The organism is Bradyrhizobium sp. 195, from assembly GCF_023101665.1.
Lineage (GTDB): Bacteria > Pseudomonadota > Alphaproteobacteria > Rhizobiales > Xanthobacteraceae > Bradyrhizobium.
The window spans coordinates 7,208,013-7,225,914 of the sequence record NZ_CP082161.1 but is presented as its reverse complement, the minus strand read 5'-3'; the positions used below and the strand labels follow the sequence as shown (position 1 = coordinate 7,225,914).

The following is a 17,902-nucleotide window of genomic DNA, read 5'->3' as shown; positions in this document are numbered from 1 at the left end:
CACGGGCGAGCTTTGCGCGTGTCATCTTGGAAGGCCCGCACGAAAAGCGTCCAGCAGCGCGCGCCCCTGCGGCCAGTCGCCGAGCCCGCTCGACGCATTGATGTGGCCGAGTGCGCCGAGCACGACCAGGCCGGACTGCCAGCTGCGGGCTCGTCGCTGCGTGACCTCGATCGCGCCATAGGGATCATTCGTGCTCGCGATGATCAGCGACGGAAAGCGCAAGGCGCGTTCCGGCACAGGCTTGAACGCGGCGGCTTCCGCAGGAAAATTGGCACCGTCGGGATCGGGGACGGCGACCAGACATGCGCCGGCAATCGCGGTTGGGAAGCGAGCGGCCCAATGCGCCACCAGCAGGCAGGCGAGGCTATGGGCAACCAGGACAGGCGGCTTCGGGCAGCGCTCGATCGCTCGCTCCAGCGATTGCTCCCAGTCGTCGAGCTCCGGCCTGTCCCAGCTCGCCGGCTGAAAGCGCGTGAAGCGCGGCTCGGAGCGTTCCCATTGCGTCTGCCAATGGGTATCTCCCGAGCCGCCGAGGCCGGGCAATGTGATGATGTCGTGCATGATCGTCCCGTGATATCTGAGATGAGGCCGCAGTGTGACCGATCCCGGTCCTGCATCACATGGCAAGTCATCGGCGCAATCGGCTGTTTGCCGATGATCTCAAGGTGAAATGGAGAATTCGGTTGGATCGCTTCGGGAGCATCGATGCCAAGGACTTGAAGATCCTGGAGGCGCTGCAGGTCAACGCGCGCGTGCCGCTGTCCGAGCTTGGCCGTTCCGTAGGGTTGTCCCAGCCCGCAGTGTCCGAGCGCGTCAGACGGCTCGAGGAAGCCGGGATCATCGAAGGCTACGGCGCCCGCATCAATCCGCGCGCACTCGGGCTCGGCCTGATGGCGCTGGTGCGCCTGCGGACCACGCACGAGCACATCAAGACCTGCCTCAAGAGGTTCGCAGAGATTCCCCACATCATCGAAGTCCATCGCGTCACCGGCGATGACTGCTTCGTGCTCAAAGTGCTCGTTCCCGCTCCTGAGGACCTCGAGACGATCGTGGATCGCATTGCCGGATTTGGCGCCGTCACGACCTCGCTGGTGCTGCGGAGCGAGCCGGTGCGGCCGATCGGTCGCGAGCTCGTCAAGAAGAAGACCGAACGGGCCTGAGCCGTCGCGCCAAAAGGGGCGGCATTCCCGAACGGGAATGCAGCGATCGCATCAGCCGTGCCGCTCAGCCATGGAGTTTCCTGGCGGTTTCCGCGATCTGGCGTCCCTGATAGCGCGCGCCGGCGAGCTCGTTGGCGCTGGGCTGGCGGCTGCCGTCGCCGCCGGTGATCGTGGTGGCGCCGTAGGGCGCGCCGCCCGTGACTTCGTCGAGCTTCATCTGACCGGCGAAGGCGTAGTTCATGCCGACGACGACCATGCCGAAATGCAGGAGGTTGGTGATGATCGAGAACAACGTCGTCTCCTGGCCGCCATGCTGGGTCGCGGTCGAAGTGAAGGCGCCGCCAACCTTGCCGTGCAGCGCGCCCTTGGCCCAGAGGCCGCCGGCCTGGTCGAGGAAGTTCGCCATCTGCGAGGCCATGCGGCCGAAGCGGGTGCCGGTGCCGACGATGATTGCGTCGTAATTCGTGAGGTCCTCGACCTTGGCGATGGGAGCGGCCTGATCAACCTTGTAATAGGAGGCTTTGGCGACCTCGGCCGGCACCAGCTCCGGCACGCGCTTGATGTCGACGGTGGCGCCGGTCTCGCGTGCGCCCTCGGCGACGGCGTTGGCCATCGCCTCGATATGGCCGTAGGCGGAATAATAGAGGACGAGAACTTTGGTCATGGTGGGTCTCCGTTGGGATGACTTGATTGGTGGTTGTTGGGATCGTCATGCCCGGCCAGAAGCGCGTCTTCGCGCTAGATGTCCCGGGCATCCACGTTCTTGTTTGCTTGCAGGAAGGCGTGGGTGGCCGGGACAAGCCTGGCATGACGGAGAGCGTTGCTACGCTGCGTCGACGAGCACGATCTCCGAATCTTCCAGCGCGGTGATCGTCAGCCGGTCCTCGTCGCGGATCGCGGCGCCGTCGCGGGCGTTGACGCGGACGCCGTTGATCTCGACGGCGCCTGCCGCGGGCACGAGGTAGAGATGCCGCGACGTCTGCGGCGCGTACTCCGCGCTCTCGCCCGCCCTCAGCGTGGTGGCGAGCACCCTCGCATCGGCGCGAATCGGCAGCGCGTCGGTATCACCTTCGATCCCGCTCGCGATCGTCACGAGCTTGCCGGAGCGGTCCGCCTTCGGGAACGGCTTGGATCCCCACGTCGGCTGTCCCCCGCGCGCCGTCGGCTCGATCCAGATCTGGAATATCCGCGTTCTGGTCGGCTCGAGATTGTACTCGGAGTGGCGGATGCCGCTGCCGGCGCTCATCACCTGCACGTCGCCCGCTTCAGTGCGGCCCTCGTTGCCGAGACTGTCCTGATGGGTGATCGCGCCCTCGCGCACATAGGTGATGATTTCCATGTTGGCGTGGGGATGGGCGGGAAAGCCGGTGTTAGGCGCGATCTCGTCGTCGTTCCACACCCGCAAGGCGCCGTGACCCATGTTGTTCGGGTCATAGTGGCTGGCGAAGGAGAAATGATGCTTGGCCTTGAGCCAGCCATGGTCGGCGCCGCCGAGCTTTGCGAAAGGTCTGAGTTCGATCATCTGCGTATTCCTTGACTTGAAGAGTGGCGGCTCGGATCAGGCGCCGAAGCCGCCGTCGACGTTGAGCACCGTGCCGGTCACGAAGGAGGCTTCCGGGCTTGCCAAGAAGACGATTCCGGCGGCGACTTCTTCGGGGCGCCCGAAGCGTTGCAGCGCGTGCTGCTTGCGCTGGGTCTCGGCGAACTCGCCGCCATCCTTCGGGTTCATGTCGGTGTCGATCGAGCCGGGCTGCACCACGTTCACCGTGATGCCGCGCGGGCCGAGGTCGCGTGCCGCGCCCTTGGTGTAGCCAACCACGGCTGCCTTGGTGGCGACGTAGTCGGCAAGGCCCGGGAACGAGGCGCGGTCGGCCAGCATGGAGCCGACGGTGACGATGCGGCCGCCTTCACCCATCAATTGCGAAGCGGCACGGATCGCCGCGATCACGCCATGCACGTTGACCTGGTCCTGACGGGCGAAGGCTTCAGTGTCGGCATTGGCATCGTCGATCGCACCGCCGGCGGCGACGCCGGCATTGTTGACGAGAATGTCGAGCTTGCCGAATTCCTTGGCGACGTCGTTGACCAGTTGGGTGACGTCCTTCGCGGAAGCCTGGTCGGCCTTGAAGGCACGCGCCCTGACGCCCTTCGCCTTAAGGTCGGCGACGACGGCTTCCGCCTTGTCCGGCGAGGCGACATAGCTGATGGCGACATCTGCGCCTTCGTCGGCGAGTGCGCGGGCAGAGGCCGCGCCGATGCCGCGCGAGCCGCCGGTGACGAGGGCAACCTTGCCTGAGAGCTTCTTGGTCATTGGATTTCTCCATTTCCTGAATTTCTGATGACCCTTGGATAAGCCTCCGCCTGTGGTATATAAATAGAAACTATCGAAACACATTGTTTCCTAAAAATTCCGATCGGACCAGTTCCCATGGCAAAACTCCCCGACTTCGAGGCGCTCGCGGTTTTCGCAAAAGTCGTGGAATTACGGTCGTTTGCCGGGGCCGCGAGCGAACTCGCGATGTCCAAGGCGACGGTCTCGAAGGCCGTGACCCGGCTGGAGGAGCGGCTAGGGGCCCGCCTGTTCAACCGCACCTCGCGCCGGCTCGCGCTGACTGATGCCGGCCACAAGCTCGCCGACCGCGCTACGCGCCTGTTGGCCGACGGCGAGGCGGCGGAGAACGAGGCGCTGGCGCAGTCGGTGGCGCCGCGCGGCCTGGTGCGGCTTGCCGTCCCCATGACGTTCGGGATCAAGGCGGTGGCGCCGCTGCTGCCGGAGTTTTTCGAGGCCTATCCGGAAGTCTCGGTCGATCTGCATTTGAGCGATGCGACCGTCGATCTGATCGGCGAAGGCTTCGACATGGCAGTGCGGATCGCGCGCCTGCCGGATTCCTCACTGATCGCGCGGCAGCTCTTCACCATGCCGCGCTACACCGTGGCCGCGCCGTCCTACCTGAAGCAACACGGCCGGCCGACGCATCCGATGCATTTGGCCGAGCACAAATGCTTCAGCTACGCCTATCTCTCCACGCCCAACGTCTGGCACTACACCAACTCGGCCGGCGAGCAGGCCAGCGTGCGCCCGGGCGGACAGCTCCGCGTCAACAACGGCGAGGCGTTGATGCCGGCTCTGATTGCAGGGCTCGGCATCGCCGAATTGCCCGAGTTCATTGTGGGTGAAGCGATTTCGTCGGGCGAGGTCGAAGTCATCCTGAAGGACTGGAAGCAGGCCGAAGGCGCCGTGCATCTGGTGACGCCGCCCGGCGGCCCGCGCCCCGCCCGCGTCGAAGCGCTCGGCGATTTTCTCGCGGCCAAGCTGCCGGGCACGTGCAAGCGGCGGACAAAGAAGGGTGGCAAAGCCTGATAATAACTTTTTGGTGGGCACGCTTCGCTTTGCCCACCCTGCAAGACCTCGCTAGTCTCTCCTGCAACCGGCGATCGTAGGGTGGGCAAAGCGAAGCGTGCCCACGGCTTCGCCTGAGGGGATCACAAGTGTCTCGATATCGGCGCGCACACGGCAGCACGTTCTTCTTCACCGTCGTGCTCGCAGATCGGTCGAGCACGTTGCTCGTCGAACAAGCCGATCGCCTGAGGCAAATTTACCGAACTGTCCAGCAACGCCGCCCATTCGAGACCGTCGCAATCTGTATTTTGCCCGACCACCTCCACGCGATTTGGACGCTGCCGGAGGGCGACGTTGATTTCTCGTCGCGCTGGAATCTCATCAAAGGCGGATTTTCGCGAGGCTTGGAGGCTGCGCCGCCTCCAATGAGCAAATTGAAGAAACGCGAGAAGGGCCTCTGGCAACGGCGTTTCTGGGAGCACACAATTCGCGACGACGGAGACTTGGAGCGCCACGTTGATTACATCCATTTCAATCCCGTCAAACACGGCCTCGTTCCGCGTGTGCGCGATTGGTCGCTCAGCAGCTTCCATCGCTATGTTGAGCAGGGCAGCCTTCCCCTCGACTGGGGAGGGGATATGCGGGACAACCCAGGTCATTTCGGAGAGTGACCGTGGGCACGGCGCGCGAAGAGCGCGCCTTTGCCCACCCTACGAGATCTCGCCCGTCGATGCTCCGGAAAGACTCTTGTAGGGTGGACAAAGCGAAGCGTGCCCACGTCTTTGCCTGAGAAGATTACAAGTGCCTCGATATCGGCGCACGCAGCAGGATGCTCTCCTTCCGGTTTATCGCTCTATGTAGCAGGGCACTCTTCCATTGGATTGGGCGGATATGCGGGACATCGCGGGGCACTTCGGCGAGTGACCGTGGGCACGGCGCGCGAAGAGCGCGCCTTTGCCCACCCTACGAGATCTCGCCCGTCGATGCTCCGGAAAGACTCTTGTAGGGTGGACAAAGTGAAGCGTGCCCACGTCTTTGCCTGAGAAGATTACAAGTGCCTCGATATCGGCGCACGCAAGGCAGGATGTTTTTCCTTACGGTCTATCGCTCTATGGAGCAGGGCAGCCTTCCCCTCGACTGGGGAGGGGATATGCGGGACATCGCGGGGAAATTCGGAGAGTGACCGTGGGCACGGCGCGCGAAGAGCGCGCCTTTGCCCACCCTACGAGATCTCGCCCGTCGATGCTCCGGAAAGACTCTTGTAGGGTGGACAAAGCGAAGCGTGCCCACGTCTTTGCCTGAGAAGATTACAAGTGCCTCGATATCGGCGCACGCAGCAGGATGCTCTCCTTCCGGTTTATCGCTCTATGTAGCAGGGCACTCTTCCATTGGATTGGGCGGATATGCGGGACATCGCGGGGCACTTCGGCGAGTGACCGTGGGCACGGCGCGCGAAGAGCGCGCCTTTGCCCACCCTACGGCACCGATCATTTGCGCAAGCTATCGTAGGGTGGGCAAAGCGCAGCGTGCCCACCATCTTGGACTAAGCCACCTTCACGCCGTCGATCGCGACGATGCGCAGGCTTGGCTTCAGCGTTTCTTCCAGCTGCGACTTCAATTCGTGAACGCGGGGGTCGTTCGAACGCTTCGCACAGACTGCATATTGATGGACCGATTGCGCCAATGCGCGCCGCGCTTCCGGCGTCCGCGTCAATTCGGGCTTTGAAAGCCGCAACACGATCGCTGCGAGATTCACCAGCATCTCGTCCAGCGCAACGTCGATGGTCGCCAGATTTCGCATCATCCACTCTCCCTGAGAGGGCAACAGCGGGTCCAGACATGCGTTCCTGGCGGAGCCGGACATGGCTAACGCTTCGTAAACGTCTTGTTCTTGCCGCCTGGCGCGCTAGGCTGGCAGCGAAATAAGAAAAATCGGGGGAGGGCACCATCATGGATCGACGCGATCTCTTGCGCGCCGCTGCGGCATTGCCGTTGTTGCGGGTTGCAGCACCAGAGCCGGCCTTCGCGCAAGCCTATCCCGTGCGCAACATCACTCTGATCGTGCCGTTTCCGGCCGGAGGCCAGGCCGACCTCGCGGCACGGCCCGTCGCCATGGCGCTGGAGCGGATTCTCGGCAAGCCCGTGATCGTCGACAACAGGGCCGGAGGCGGCGGCGGCTCGGTCGGCAATGCCGCGGCGGCACGCGCCGAGCCCGACGGCTACACGCTGCTGATGACGCTGTCCTCGCTCGCGGTGCTCCCCGAGGCCGACCGTCTGTTCGACCGTCCCGCCGCCTACGAGGTCTCGCAGTTCATGCCGATCGCGCGCGTGCTCGCCGATCCCACGCTATTGGCAGTGCCGGCCTCCGCGCCTTGGAAAACGGCGCAGGATTTCGTCGAGGATGCGAAGAAGCGTCCGGGTCAGATCACCTATGGCTCGTCGGGGCCCTACGGCACGCTGCATGTGGCGATGGAGATGTTCGCAAGCAGTGCCGGCATCAAGCTGCTGCATGTGCCGTTCCGCGGTGCAGGTCCGGCGCTGACCGCGATCCTCGGTGGCACCGTGCAGGCGATCGCCGCCGCACCTGGCACGCTGAAGCCGCAGGTCGACGACGGCAAGTTGCGCGTGCTCGGCAATTGCGGCGCACAGCGCATCGCGAGCTTCCCTGACGTGCCGACCTTCCAGGAGCTCGGCTACAGGGATGTCGAGATGTACATCTGGGCCGGGCTGTTCGCACAGAGCTCTCTTCCTGCGCCGGTGGCGACCCGCCTGCGCGAGGCGATGGCGCAGGTGATGACGAGCCCCGACGTGCTCAAGGCTTTTGAGACCTCGGGCAGTCTCGTCGCCTATCAGGACGCGCCGGCTTTCGCCGAATTCGTCGCGGTGGACAGCAGGCGGCTGATCGCGGCGGTGAAGAAGATCGGCAAGGTGGAGTAGGTTCCAGTCCCGATTTCACATTTTTTTGTTGGTCCAGAACCGGCTGCCGCCTCATTGATTGATGAGAATTCGCAGGAAATCGAGAAGGACCGGGACATGCGAACAGAGCGGATTGCGCTGGGTATGGCGCTCGCAATCGGCGGCATCGTCGCGCAGGGCGCAGCATTCGCCCAGGAATATCGCGGAACCATGGAACAGCAGATGGCCTGCACACCGGATGTGTGGCGCCTGTGCAGCGACCAGATTCCGGATGTGAGTCGCATTACGGCTTGCTTGCAACAGAACACGCCGCAGCTCTCAAGCGGCTGCCGCGCCGTGTTCCAATCCAACAACCAGATGCCGCCGCAGCAACAGGTTCCGCGCAATCGCGTCGCACCGCCGCCGCGCTATAACAATGCGCTGCCGCCGCCGCCGCCACCGCGTCCCTATGACGACTACGACGATTAGGCTCTGACGAGAGCATGATCCGGAACTGCGCGCCGCCGTAGGCGCGAAGGTTCGGTCGTGTCGGCTCGTTCAGCGCTCTGTCCTGCTGTCCGATTCAGGGCGGTTTCCGAGCACCATTCGCAGGGCCACACCGAAGAGAATGGCTGCGACCGGCCAATGGAACCAGATCCTGTGGCTGGTGAAAAGATTGATCACAATCAGAAAGGCCGACACTGTGAGGGCCGCTGCGACCGGGCGGGGCAGCTTTGTGAGCCACTCCGAGACGACATTCGTCGCCGAAGCTGGCGCGCGCCTGTCGTTCACTCGCGGAGTACGCGCCCTCTCCGAGGGATTTGTGCTGTCCTCGATCGCGAAGCTCCCCGGCGCGGCGGCCTGACCCAGGGTCAACCGATAGCTGGTCAGGGGAGCAATGTTCTTCATCGGGCGCTGGCCGAGGCAGTCGAAGCCAACGGATAATTTGTTGTGCACCTGATCGTAGACGGAGCTCGAGATCACGACGCCGCCGGGCTCAGCAAGCTCTTGCAGGCGCGATGCGATATTGACCCCGTCGCCATAGATGTCGGAGCCGTCCACCATCACGTCGCCGAGGTTGATGCCGATGCGAAACTGCATTGGGCTTGCCTGGGACGCGTCCGAAGCCTGGTTGGAGATTTCCTGCTGAATCTCGACCGCGCACTGCACGGCCTCGACGACGCTGGCGAACTCGGCGATCACGGCATCGCCCCAGGTATTCACGATGCGGCCGTCATGACGCTCGACCAACCGCGCAATGGCCGTGCGGTAGCGGCGGAGCGTCTCCAACGTTCCGGTCTCGTCTGCTTCCATGAGCCGAGAATAGCCGTACACGTCGGCGCACAGCACGGTGGTCAGTCGTCGTTTCACCTTGTCGTCGGTCATCGTCGCTATGCTAGCGTGCCTGACCGGCAAATGCATCAGGCATCGTAATCCTGTGCCGCCGGGGTCAACGACCGGTTGTGGCGCCTGCCGTCACAGCGGCGCAACAAAACGCTGCCCTTATGGTTCTTATGTCCGGCCGCTGGAGCTGTATCAGGCTTACGGCCTGACCTCGCAGACATCGATCCATTCGGCGGCGGTGAGCTCAGCCATCCGTTCCGGCGTGATCCGCACCGCGCTGTGGGTCGAGCCCGCGGCCGGCACCACGACGTCGAACGCCTTCAGCGACACGTCGCAATAGACCGGCAGCGGCGATTTCAGCCCGAACGGGCAGACACCGCCGACCTCGTGGCCGGTGATCTCGGCGACCTCCTCCAGACCCAGCATCTTCGGCTTGCCGCCGAACTGCGCCTTGACCTTCTTGTTGTCCATCCGGGAGGTGCCGGCGGCCACGATCAGGATCACGCGTTCGCCGACGCGCAAGGACAGCGTCTTGGCAATCATTCCGGGTTCGACGCCATAGGCCTCGGCGGCCAGCGGCACGGTTGCCGAACTGATCGGGGATTCGATGACGGAGATGTCGGGGGCTTTCTCGGCGAAGAAGGCACGAACGGATTCCAGGCTCATTCCAGTCAGCTCATTCCAGACTTGCGGCGATGCTAAGCGATCGCTGGGTCATCCCTTGATGATCCCTGGGTCATCTCTTGATGATCCCTGGGTCATCTCTTGATGATCCCTGGCAACTCGGAGAGCGAACGGACGCGGTGGTCCGGCGCAAAGCCGAGCTCGTCCATCTGGGTGCGGATCGCCCTGAACATGGTGAGCGGTGCCACGAGTTCGTTCTCGACGCAAGCCAGCGCCATCGCTTCCGGCGTCACCCGCTCGATCCAGGCGACGTTGAGCCCGAACGACTTCGCGCCCGCCACGTCCCAGGGATTGGAGGACACGAACAGGACCTCGTTCGGCGCCGTACCCAGCACCTCGCCGATCAGCTCATAGGCCTCTGGGCTCGGCTTGAAGATCTTCTTGGCATCGACGCTGATGGTGGCATCGAGCAGGTGGTCGAAGCCGGAGTTGCGCACGAGCGCGTTCAGCATGTCCGGGCTGCCATTGGAGAGGATCGCGAGCTTGCGCGGCTTCAGGGCCGCAAGCGCGGCGGCCGCATCGGGATAGGGGTCGAGGTGCAGATATTTCTCGATCACGAGCTCGAACGCCTCGCTCTCATAGGCGAGCCCGAGCACCCGCAGCGTATAGGAGAGGGAGTCGCGCGTGACCGCGGCAAAATCCTGGTAGCGCCTCATCAGCGAGCGCATCCAGCTGTATTCGAGCTGCTTGATGCGCCAGACCTGCGTGATGATCTCGCCATAGCCCGGAAACGCATCCTCGGTGACCTCTGCGACCGACTGGATGTCGTAGAGCGTTCCATAGGCGTCGAAGACGACCGCTTTGATGCTCATCGGCTGTCCTTCCAGGAAAGTGTGGTCACAAGAACTCCGCTTGGGGAGTGCGCATAAGCATCAGCTTACCAAAGTACGGCGGAGGTCCGCCACTGCAAGTGTGATTAGCGGCCTGTGACCCAAGGCCGACTACGAAATCGCTTCACATATTTCGGTCAAATTCGCAACGACGGCATCCGGTTGGGCGTTGCTTCCATCGTCTGATCGCGAAGACCTATTGACCCAGATGCTTTGCATCCCGAGCGCGCACACAGGTGTCGCTTCGCAGCGCCCCTCGGCTATATGGATGATCCTGCTGGGATGCTCGCCGATCAACTCGACGGCTCGGTCAAAAATAGCGCGGTTGGGCTTGTACGATTTAGTCTGCTCCGAGGTGACCAACACGTCAAACTGCACGGCAAATTGTTCTCTCGTTTGAGAGAGCAATCGATCGTCGATATTGGAAATCACGGCCAATCGGTAACGACGAGCGAGCGAGGTTAAACAGCTGTTGGTTTCTGCGAAGGGGGGCCAACTCGGGAGAGAACAGGCAAACGAAACTTCGAGCCGGGGTCCGACTTGACGGCAAGGCTGCTGAAGCGGACGTGGGAGTGACGTGGCCGAACCGACACGGATGAACGAAGCGGACATTGAGCGCAGTTTCGGATACCATTAATCACCATTCGCACTGGCCGTCTCATCGCAAAGTGCTAGGCTTTGGACATCGACCGGCGTTTACTCCGCGGTGCTCAATGAGACGACGCGAGTTCATGGGGCTGATCGGCGGCGCGGCAGCAACCTGGCCGCTCGGCGCGCGTGCGCAGCAACCAGCAAAATGGGTCTACAGGGTAGGTTATCTCGCGAGCGCGTCGCGGGAGCAAACACTCCGTAATGTTAGAGCCTTCGAAGTCGGCCTGCGGAGCCTTGGCTATCGCGTCGGCGAGAATGTCGTCATCGAGTACCGCTTTGCCGACGGAGACATAGGGCGGCTGGCGGCGCTTGCCGCAGAGGTGGTGGGGCTCGGCGTGGACGTTATCGTTTCCGGAACCAATGCGACCACGGTTGCGGCCATGAAGGCGACCCGGACGATCCCGATCGTGATGGCCAACAGTGCCGAGCCGGTCAGTGCGGGACTCGTCGCCAGTCTGGCGCGCCCGGGTGGCAATATCACTGGGTTTAGCTCTGAGCCCGGCGATGAGATCAACGGCAAGCGGCTCGAATTTCTGAAGGACACTCTGCCGAACCTCTCGCGTGTGGGTATTCTATGGAATCCGGACTTTGCGCCCAATCAGGACCGGCTGGCGTCGCTGCGGGAAGCTGCCAAAGCGCTGGGGTTGACGCTTGTTCCGGCCGAGGCGCGCGGCTCGGACATACTTGAACAAGCGTTCGCGACAATGGTGAGTGAACGCGCGCAGGTGCTCGTCGTGCTGAGCGATGGAGTGCTGTTCAACCATCGCGGCCTGATTGGCGTCATGGCCGTCAGACATGGGCTGCCTGCAATCTCTGCGGTGAGAGAATACGCAGAAGCGGGCTTCCTCTTGAGCTACGGAACTGACTTGCCAGATCAGTTTCGCCGGTCTGCGACCCTCATCGACAAGATTCTCAAGGGTACGAAACCTGGCGATCTGCCGGTCGAACGGCCGACCAAGTACGAACTTGTAATAAACCTCCAGACTGCCAAAACACTCGGCATCAATATGCCACCGGCCCTGCTGACGCGGGCCGATGTGGTGATCGAGTAGGCACTCTGACGTCGCTTATCGGCCCAAGCCGAACTCAGGGCGAGTGGCCCGCTGCAATCAGGGGCGAAGCAGATCTCGGACGAAGAGCAGCGCTAGCTAAACGGTTGGCGAACGCTCTCGCCGCGTCCAGGTCGCCCGTTCGGCGAACACGCGGCTGACTTCCGTCATGTGCTCCGTGCCCCACGCGCAGAGCGGCACGAGCGCTTGGGCAAGGCTGTGGCCTAAGGGAGTGAGGCTGTAGTCCACTCGCGGCGGCACCTCCTTGTAGTCGGTCCGCTTCACGAGGCCGTCGGCCTCCAATTCCTTGAGCTGCTGGATCAGCATCTTGTCGCTGACGTCGCGCACGGCGCGCCGGAGTTCGCCGTAGCGGGTCGGGCCGTCCTGGGCGAGGAAGTACAGGATCAGCGGCTTCCACTTGCCGGCGATGACCCGCAAGGTCGCATCCAGGCCGCATGTGAAGCCGGGCAAATTTTGCGTGCAACTCTGGACGTTTGGCGGCGACGGCGTCGGCGGAAAGGCTGGGTCTGACATTTTTGGGTACTTACCAAAAGGTGCATACTTGTCGATAGGTGGGTACGCCGCCAGCTCAGTGCAACCTCAGTGAAGGAGCACATCATGAGCAGACTACAAGGCAAGACGGCGGTGGTGACCGGCGGTGGAACCGGCATCGGATTTGGGGCCGCGAAACGGTTCATCGACGAAGGCGCATTCGTCTTTACGATCATATCTTCGACGTCAACGTGAAAGGGCTGGTCTTCACCGTGCAGAAGGCCCTGCCGCTGATGAGAGCAGGCTCGTCGATCATCCTGACCGGTTCGAGCACCGGGGTGATGGGGACGCCGCAGTTCAGTATCTACAGCGCGACCAAGGCCGCGATCCGCAATCTGGCGCGCAGCTGGGCGCTGGACCTGCGCGGCACCGGCATCCGCATCAACGTGCTGTCGCCGGGACCGACCAAGACCGAGCTGGCGTTGGAGATCGTCGGCGAGGAGGCGTTTGATGCGCTTGGGAGCATGACGCCCATCGGGCGCGTGGGCGACCCCTCCGAGACGGGTGCGGTGGCCGCGTTCCTGGCGTCCTCGGACAGCAGCTTCATGACCGGCGGCGAGGTGTTCGTCGACGGCGGCCTGGCGCAGGTCTGAGTCTTGAGCGTGAGGGCTTCGGTCATTCGATCGAATGCCGCCCCAATTGAAATGTGCTCCCTCCCCCGCTTGCGGGGGAGGGTTGGGGAGAGGGTATCTCCACAACCGAGAACCCCCAAGTGAAGAGAGCCCTCACCCGGCGCGTTGCGCCGACCTCTCCCGCAGGCGGGAGAGGTGCACCGAGCCCTTGGCCGCTTGATTCAACCCAAGCCCATCGCGCTTTAGATCCCCAGCAGCTTCCGCGCGTTGGCCTTGAGCACCTTCGGCCGGATCTCGTCGCGGATGTCGATCTTGGCGAAGTCCGACAGCCAGCGGTCCGGCGTGATCACCGGCCAGTCCGAGCCGAACAGCATCTTGTCCTGGAGAATCGAGTTGATGTAGCGCACCAGGATCGGCGGGAAGTACTTCGGCGACCAGCCCGAGAGGTCGATGTAGACGTTCGGCTTGTGGGTCGCGACCGACAGCGCCTCCTCCTGCCAGGGGAAGGAAGGGTGCGCGAGGATGATCTTGAGGTCGGGGAAATCCGCCGCAACATCGTCCATGTACATCGGGTTGGAATATTTCAGCCGCATCCCCATGCCGCCCGGCATGCCCGAGCCGACGCCGGTCTGTCCGGTATGGAATAGCGCGACCGCGCCGCCATTGTTGATCTCTTCATAGAGCGGATAGGCCATGCGGTCGTTGGCGTAGAAGCCCTGCATGGTCGGGTGGAATTTGAAGCCGCGCACGCCGTATTCCTCGATCAGCTTGCGCGCCTCGCGTGCGCCCAGCTTGCCCTTGTGCGGGTCGATCGAGACGAAGGGGATGAGGACGTCGAGATGGTCGGAGGCGGCCTCGATCATCTCGTAATTGTTGTAGCGGCGGAAGCCGGTCTCGCGCTCGGCATCGACCGGGAAGATCACCGCGGCGATGTTCTTGGAGCGGTAATAGGCCGCAGTCTCCGGCACGGTCGGCGGATGCTTGTTCGGCGACTTGAAGTATTCCGCCATCTGCGCCTGGAAGTCGTCATAGCCGTCGTCGGCATGGCAGCCGCAGGGCTCCTCGGCATGGGTGTGGATGTCGATGGCGACGACATCGTCGATATTGGGCAGCTTCAGCTTCGGCATGGGTGTCCTCCCGACGGGTTGCCGAATTGATTATATGATATAACGAATTTGGCAAGGCGTCCTTGAAAGCTTCGGATCCTTTGCGATAAATCAGGCCGGTCCGGCCCGTTCTACTGTGCATGGGGTTGTTTTCGCGAATTTGCCGGTTCGGAAGGCGGCAGTTAACATTGACAGCCCCGCCCGCCATGCCTTAAGAACCGCCCCGTCCCGGGCGGTCAGTCCGCCAGCGGGAAAAATCTCATTTTGCCACATTCGCGCGTGCCGAAACGGTAGTGCCGAACACGGCCTTTCGAACGTTCAGGATTCTGCCATGAAGGTCCGTAACTCGCTGAAATCGCTGCGCGGTCGCCATCGCGCCAACCGCCTGGTCCGCCGCAAGGGCCGGGTCTATGTGATCAACAAGGTGCAGCGCCGCTTCAAGGCTCGCCAAGGCTGATCTGAGGGCTGATCCCGCCCTCGCGGTCGCCTCGCGCGTTCCCGCAAGACCACGGTCTCACACGAGTTTGACGCCGCCCTGCTTTGCAAGGGCGGCTTTGCGCGTTTAGACTTTGGCCATGGCTTTGAGATTCCTTTTTCCGCGCACCCTGTGTCTGGCACTTGTGCTGGGAACCGCTGGCCTCGCTCCAGCTCTGGCGCAGCAGGTTGATCCACCCGGCAAGCAGAAGAAGCTCCCCGAAGCGCCGGCCAAGCTGCCCAAGGTCGATCGCACCAAGAATCTCGATTTCCTGTTCGGCGCGTTGAAGGCGGCGCCCGACGAGGCCAGCGCCAAGCATGTCGAGGCGCGGATCTGGGCGATCTGGCTCCAGACCCCGAGCGACACCGCGGCGCTGTTGATGGCGCGCGCCAAGACCGCGGTCGACGCCAAGAAGATCGAGGTCGCGATCAAGCTGCTGGATTCGGTCATCAAGCTCAGGCCCGACTATATCGAGGCCTGGAACCGGCGCGCCACGCTCTATTACATGCAGAACGATTATGGCCGTTCGCTCGGGGATATCCAACAAGTGCTGGTCCGGGAGCCGCGCCATTTCGGCGCGCTCGCAGGCCTCGGCATGATTATGCAGGAGGTCGGTGACGAGAAGCGCGCGCTCGAGGCCTATCGCAAGGCGCTCGCCGTCAATCCGCATCTCGAAAAGATCCCCGATCAGGTCAAGGCGCTGACCGAGAAGGTCGAAGGTCGCGACATCTAGCCGACAACTCGATCATTTCTTGAGGGAACGTGGCGTCTTCAGATTAACCACGACCGGAAGCGCGGCATCGTGAGGACTATTGCTGGGCCTGCCGCAGGCCTACCTGCATGGCAGGAGCGAAAGCCATGAAGCGTTTGATCTTTGCAGGGTGCTTGCTGATCGCGTCGGGGACGTTGAGCTTCGCCGACGGACTGTTCTGGGTGGTCGGCAACCGCGCCACTGGAAAATGCAATATCGTGACCAGCAATCCGGTCATCATCGGCGACATCTGGTTCGGCGACGGTCCCTACAAGTCCAGGGCCGATGCCAAGCTTGCCCGTTCGACGATCCGCGCCTGTCCCGGGCTCACGCCCGACGAGGAAAAAGACGAGGACGGCGCGAACTAGCCTGCATTCCAAGCACGATCCGGACCCGAAGGGCCGCGTTCGCGAAAAGTGTGCAGCGGTTTTCCGACAAGCTCATGCTCAAAAGAGAGCCTAAAGTGCGATCGATCGCACTTTAGTGCAGGACGCTGCCGCCGCGCTCGGCGAGGCTGTGATCGGCGGCTGCGGCGTAAGCCTTTGCAAGCTCCGTCTCGAGATGCTCGTTGATCAGGAGCAGCGCCCGCACGGCACCGCGCAGGTCGCCGTTGCAGCTCGCGACGATCTCGTCGATTGCAGTGTCGTTCGATCTGAAGCTCATCGAAAATCCTCCGGTTCAAACCAGGACAATTCTGCCGGTCTTTCCCACATCCCCTGGGGCCTGCGAGGAGGATCGGCGCCCACCCGCGCCTAGATGGCGGAACCGACCATGGCGATTATATGGAAGCCGCGATGACGGCCGCATGAAGCTGTTCCGAGGCTTGCGTGTCCTCTCGGAATATTGTTGATTCCATTGAGTTTTTACGTTCCTCAATTATGCACATATCCACAGCCCCGGCAGTTTTGGTGGAAGCATGGAAAGCCGGTGCAGCGAAACTGCCGCCCACAAAACCCGTAACTCCCCTGTGCCCAGCATCTCCCGGATTCTCTCAATGATCGTGATGTCAGTCGTGACGGCGCTGGTTCTGCTGGCGCTGGTCACGCAGGCCGGAATCGTCGCCGTGCAGCGCGCCTTTCCGCAGCAAGGCAGGATGGTCGAAGTCGACGGCGCGACGCTTCACGTCGTCGACATCGGCCCGCGCGACGCAGGGGTGCCGATCGTGATGCTGCACGGCGCGAGCTCCAATCTCGAAGCGATGCGGCGCCCGCTCGGCGACCTCCTCGCCAAAGACCATCGCGTCATCCTGGTCGACCGTCCCGGCCATGGCTGGAGCACGCGGGCGCGGCGCCAGGATTCAACGCCGCAGATCCAGGCGCAGATGATCGATGATGCGCTTCATAAGCTCGGGATCGAGCGTGCCGTCTTCGTCGTGCATTCCTGGAGCGGCGCGCTCGGCGCCCGGATTGCGCTCGATCATCCCGGCCGCGTCGCGGGCCTCGTTATGCTCGCGCCCGTCACCCATCCCTGGCGTGGCGGCGTCGGCCGTTACAACGAGATCATTGCAACGCCGGTGATCGGCCCGCTGCTCGCCTACACCGTCACGCTGCCGCTCGGTTACTTCGTTGCCGAAGCCGGCGCGCGCAGCGTGTTCCTGCCGCAGACGATGCCTGACGGTTTCGTGCAGGATTCCGCGACGCCGCTGTTGTTGCGTCCGCGCGAGTTCATCGCCAATGCCTATGATCTGGTGACGCTGAAGGAAGCGGTGGCGGCGCAGGTCGCGCGCTACGGCGAGATCAAAGCCCCGGTCACGGTCATCGCCGGCGAGCCCGACAAGACGGTCAGGACCAGCATCCACGCCCGCCCGTTCGCGGCCATGGTGCCGAATGCAAAGCTGATCGTGCTGCCCGATCTCGGCCACATGGTGCAGAACGCCGTGCCGGATCTGGTGAAGACGGAGATCGAGACGATGATCGGGAGAATCGTCCCGGCACAAGCGGCCGCCGATTAGAGCGTCTTCGAGCTCTCGTAGGGTGGGCAAAGGCGCACTTGCGCCGTGCCCACGATCTCTCGATGACGGCGAAAGTCGTGGGCACGCTTCCGCCTTCGCTCTTCGAGCTACGGCGGACAAGTCGCTTTGCCCACCCTACGGCACCTTGCTGTGTCGCGCCGCTGTCAATCCTCCGCCGCAAAAATATTCCACTTTACCGAAATTCGGTTTCGGCGTATGTGTCGCTCATCCCGGCTCATCCAAGAGGGGCGATCTTGTGTCGTCACGCATCGCGAGCCGGGCTTGCGGTGGACGCGGCAGCGTCGGCACGAGAGGTGCGGGCAGGGCGGGTAGTCCCTGTGAGCCCGCAACCCGCGTGCGGACGAGCGGCGCTGCCAGGTTCGTCTCGCCTGTAAGTTTCGCAGCTCCGTCGACAGGGCTGGAAAAACTGCGGCGACATGGCGGGCCGTGCGTACGGCAAAACCGTGTGGTCCTGGCCGTCGTTGCTACGGTCAAGCCCTTCGAAGATGCGAGCGAGCCCAACCGGGCAGACTGCATCATCC

22 protein-coding genes and 1 pseudogene are annotated in these 17,902 nt (G+C 63.0%); 11 read left to right on the top strand and 12 right to left on the bottom strand.

Translation table 11 applies throughout. From position 1 onward, the window contains the following. Window positions 1-21 precede the first annotated feature (21 nt). Window positions 22-561, bottom strand: coding sequence for an RBBP9/YdeN family alpha/beta hydrolase (locus IVB26_RS33740; protein WP_247969283.1), 540 nt, complete (start codon window positions 559-561; stop codon window positions 22-24). Between the two features lie 122 nt (window positions 562-683). Here IVB26_RS33740 and IVB26_RS33735 point away from each other — a divergent pair, with 122 nt between their 5' ends. Beyond that, on the top strand, window positions 684-1,160 hold the full coding sequence (locus IVB26_RS33735; protein WP_246931552.1) for an Lrp/AsnC family transcriptional regulator: 477 nt from the start codon (window positions 684-686) through the stop codon (window positions 1,158-1,160). Window positions 1,161-1,224: 64 nt separating this feature from the next. On the opposite strand, the gene wrbA is transcribed toward IVB26_RS33735, so the two are convergent. The 3 genes from wrbA to IVB26_RS33720 form a co-directional block, all read right to left on the bottom strand. Next, the gene (wrbA, locus tag IVB26_RS33730; protein ID WP_247969282.1) at window positions 1,225-1,824 is read right to left on the bottom strand and encodes an NAD(P)H:quinone oxidoreductase; all 600 of its coding nucleotides are present in this window, start codon (window positions 1,822-1,824) and stop codon (window positions 1,225-1,227) included. A 159-nt stretch (window positions 1,825-1,983) separates the two neighbouring features. Next, a complete protein-coding gene (locus IVB26_RS33725) occupies window positions 1,984-2,682 on the bottom strand; it encodes a pirin family protein (protein ID WP_247969281.1) in 699 nt (232 codons plus the stop codon). Window positions 2,683-2,718: 36 nt separating this feature from the next. After that, complete coding sequence (locus IVB26_RS33720) at window positions 2,719-3,471, bottom strand: SDR family NAD(P)-dependent oxidoreductase (protein ID WP_247969280.1); 753 nt, start codon at window positions 3,469-3,471, stop codon at window positions 2,719-2,721. Window positions 3,472-3,588: 117 nt separating this feature from the next. On the opposite strand from IVB26_RS33720, the gene IVB26_RS33715 reads away from it, so the two are divergent. Further along, window positions 3,589-4,521 carry a LysR family transcriptional regulator gene (locus tag IVB26_RS33715; protein ID WP_247969279.1) on the top strand — a complete coding sequence of 311 codons (933 nt, stop codon included), beginning with the start codon at window positions 3,589-3,591 and terminating at the stop codon, window positions 4,519-4,521. A 128-nt stretch (window positions 4,522-4,649) separates the two neighbouring features. Continuing rightward, on the top strand, window positions 4,650-5,171 hold the full coding sequence (locus IVB26_RS33710; protein WP_247969278.1) for an REP-associated tyrosine transposase: 522 nt from the start codon (window positions 4,650-4,652) through the stop codon (window positions 5,169-5,171). An 872-nt stretch (window positions 5,172-6,043) separates the two neighbouring features. Here IVB26_RS33710 and IVB26_RS33705 read toward each other — a convergent pair. Beyond that, window positions 6,044-6,301 carry a hypothetical protein gene (locus IVB26_RS33705; protein WP_247973340.1) on the bottom strand — a complete coding sequence of 86 codons (258 nt, stop codon included), beginning with the start codon at window positions 6,299-6,301 and terminating at the stop codon, window positions 6,044-6,046. A 149-nt stretch (window positions 6,302-6,450) separates the two neighbouring features. Here IVB26_RS33705 and IVB26_RS33700 point away from each other — a divergent pair, with 149 nt between their 5' ends. Together IVB26_RS33700 and IVB26_RS33695 are read left to right on the top strand one after the other, a co-directional pair. Then, a complete protein-coding gene (locus IVB26_RS33700; RefSeq protein WP_247969277.1) occupies window positions 6,451-7,437 on the top strand; it encodes a tripartite tricarboxylate transporter substrate binding protein in 987 nt (328 codons plus the stop codon). A 96-nt stretch (window positions 7,438-7,533) separates the two neighbouring features. Further along, the gene (locus tag IVB26_RS33695; RefSeq protein WP_247973339.1) at window positions 7,534-7,884 is read left to right on the top strand and encodes a hypothetical protein; all 351 of its coding nucleotides are present in this window, start codon (window positions 7,534-7,536) and stop codon (window positions 7,882-7,884) included. A gap of 69 nt (window positions 7,885-7,953) precedes the next feature. Here IVB26_RS33695 and IVB26_RS33690 read toward each other — a convergent pair whose 3' ends face one another. The 4 genes from IVB26_RS33690 to IVB26_RS33675 all read right to left on the bottom strand — a co-directional run bounded on the left by IVB26_RS33690 (window position 7,954) and on the right by IVB26_RS33675 (window position 10,685). Next, a complete protein-coding gene (locus tag IVB26_RS33690; RefSeq protein ID WP_247969276.1) occupies window positions 7,954-8,781 on the bottom strand; it encodes an adenylate/guanylate cyclase domain-containing protein in 828 nt (275 codons plus the stop codon). Between the two features lie 156 nt (window positions 8,782-8,937). Next, window positions 8,938-9,405 carry a YbaK/EbsC family protein gene (locus IVB26_RS33685; protein ID WP_247969275.1) on the bottom strand — a complete coding sequence of 156 codons (468 nt, stop codon included), beginning with the start codon at window positions 9,403-9,405 and terminating at the stop codon, window positions 8,938-8,940. Between the two features lie 92 nt (window positions 9,406-9,497). Then, complete coding sequence (locus IVB26_RS33680; RefSeq protein ID WP_247969274.1) at window positions 9,498-10,235, bottom strand: haloacid dehalogenase type II; 738 nt, start codon at window positions 10,233-10,235, stop codon at window positions 9,498-9,500. Window positions 10,236-10,364: 129 nt separating this feature from the next. Further along, complete coding sequence (locus IVB26_RS33675) at window positions 10,365-10,685, bottom strand: HAD family hydrolase (RefSeq protein ID WP_247969273.1); 321 nt, start codon at window positions 10,683-10,685, stop codon at window positions 10,365-10,367. Between the two features lie 299 nt (window positions 10,686-10,984). Between IVB26_RS33675 and IVB26_RS33670 the strand changes: the two genes are divergently transcribed. Further along, window positions 10,985-11,956, top strand: a complete 972-nt coding sequence (locus IVB26_RS33670; protein ID WP_247969272.1) for an ABC transporter substrate-binding protein — start codon at window positions 10,985-10,987, stop codon at window positions 11,954-11,956. A gap of 96 nt (window positions 11,957-12,052) precedes the next feature. On the opposite strand, the gene IVB26_RS33665 is transcribed toward IVB26_RS33670, so the two are convergent. Further along, on the bottom strand, window positions 12,053-12,424 hold the full coding sequence (locus IVB26_RS33665) for a winged helix-turn-helix transcriptional regulator (RefSeq protein WP_247973338.1): 372 nt from the start codon (window positions 12,422-12,424) through the stop codon (window positions 12,053-12,055). A 147-nt stretch (window positions 12,425-12,571) separates the two neighbouring features. Between IVB26_RS33665 and IVB26_RS33660 the strand changes: the two are divergent. Then, a pseudogene (locus IVB26_RS33660) lies at window positions 12,572-13,098 on the top strand (SDR family oxidoreductase). 221 nt (window positions 13,099-13,319) lie between these two features. Here the strand turns inward: IVB26_RS33660 and IVB26_RS33655 are convergent. Continuing rightward, window positions 13,320-14,204 carry an amidohydrolase family protein gene (locus tag IVB26_RS33655; RefSeq protein ID WP_247969271.1) on the bottom strand — a complete coding sequence of 295 codons (885 nt, stop codon included), beginning with the start codon at window positions 14,202-14,204 and terminating at the stop codon, window positions 13,320-13,322. A 310-nt stretch (window positions 14,205-14,514) separates the two neighbouring features. On the opposite strand from IVB26_RS33655, the gene ykgO reads away from it, so the two are divergent. From ykgO to IVB26_RS33640, 3 genes are all read left to right on the top strand, one after another. After that, on the top strand, window positions 14,515-14,640 hold the full coding sequence (gene ykgO / locus IVB26_RS33650; RefSeq protein ID WP_006611362.1) for a type B 50S ribosomal protein L36: 126 nt from the start codon (window positions 14,515-14,517) through the stop codon (window positions 14,638-14,640). Between the two features lie 118 nt (window positions 14,641-14,758). Further along, a complete protein-coding gene (locus tag IVB26_RS33645; RefSeq protein ID WP_247969270.1) occupies window positions 14,759-15,391 on the top strand; it encodes a tetratricopeptide repeat protein in 633 nt (210 codons plus the stop codon). A 125-nt stretch (window positions 15,392-15,516) separates the two neighbouring features. Beyond that, on the top strand, window positions 15,517-15,777 hold the full coding sequence (locus tag IVB26_RS33640; protein WP_247969269.1) for a hypothetical protein: 261 nt from the start codon (window positions 15,517-15,519) through the stop codon (window positions 15,775-15,777). A gap of 112 nt (window positions 15,778-15,889) precedes the next feature. Here IVB26_RS33640 and IVB26_RS33635 read toward each other — a convergent pair whose 3' ends face one another. After that, window positions 15,890-16,072 carry a hypothetical protein gene (locus tag IVB26_RS33635; protein ID WP_247969268.1) on the bottom strand — a complete coding sequence of 61 codons (183 nt, stop codon included), beginning with the start codon at window positions 16,070-16,072 and terminating at the stop codon, window positions 15,890-15,892. Window positions 16,073-16,403: 331 nt separating this feature from the next. Here IVB26_RS33635 and IVB26_RS33630 point away from each other — a divergent pair, with 331 nt between their 5' ends. Next, a complete protein-coding gene (locus tag IVB26_RS33630) occupies window positions 16,404-17,360 on the top strand; it encodes an alpha/beta fold hydrolase (RefSeq protein ID WP_247969267.1) in 957 nt (318 codons plus the stop codon). The last annotated feature ends 542 nt before the right edge of the window (window positions 17,361-17,902 follow it).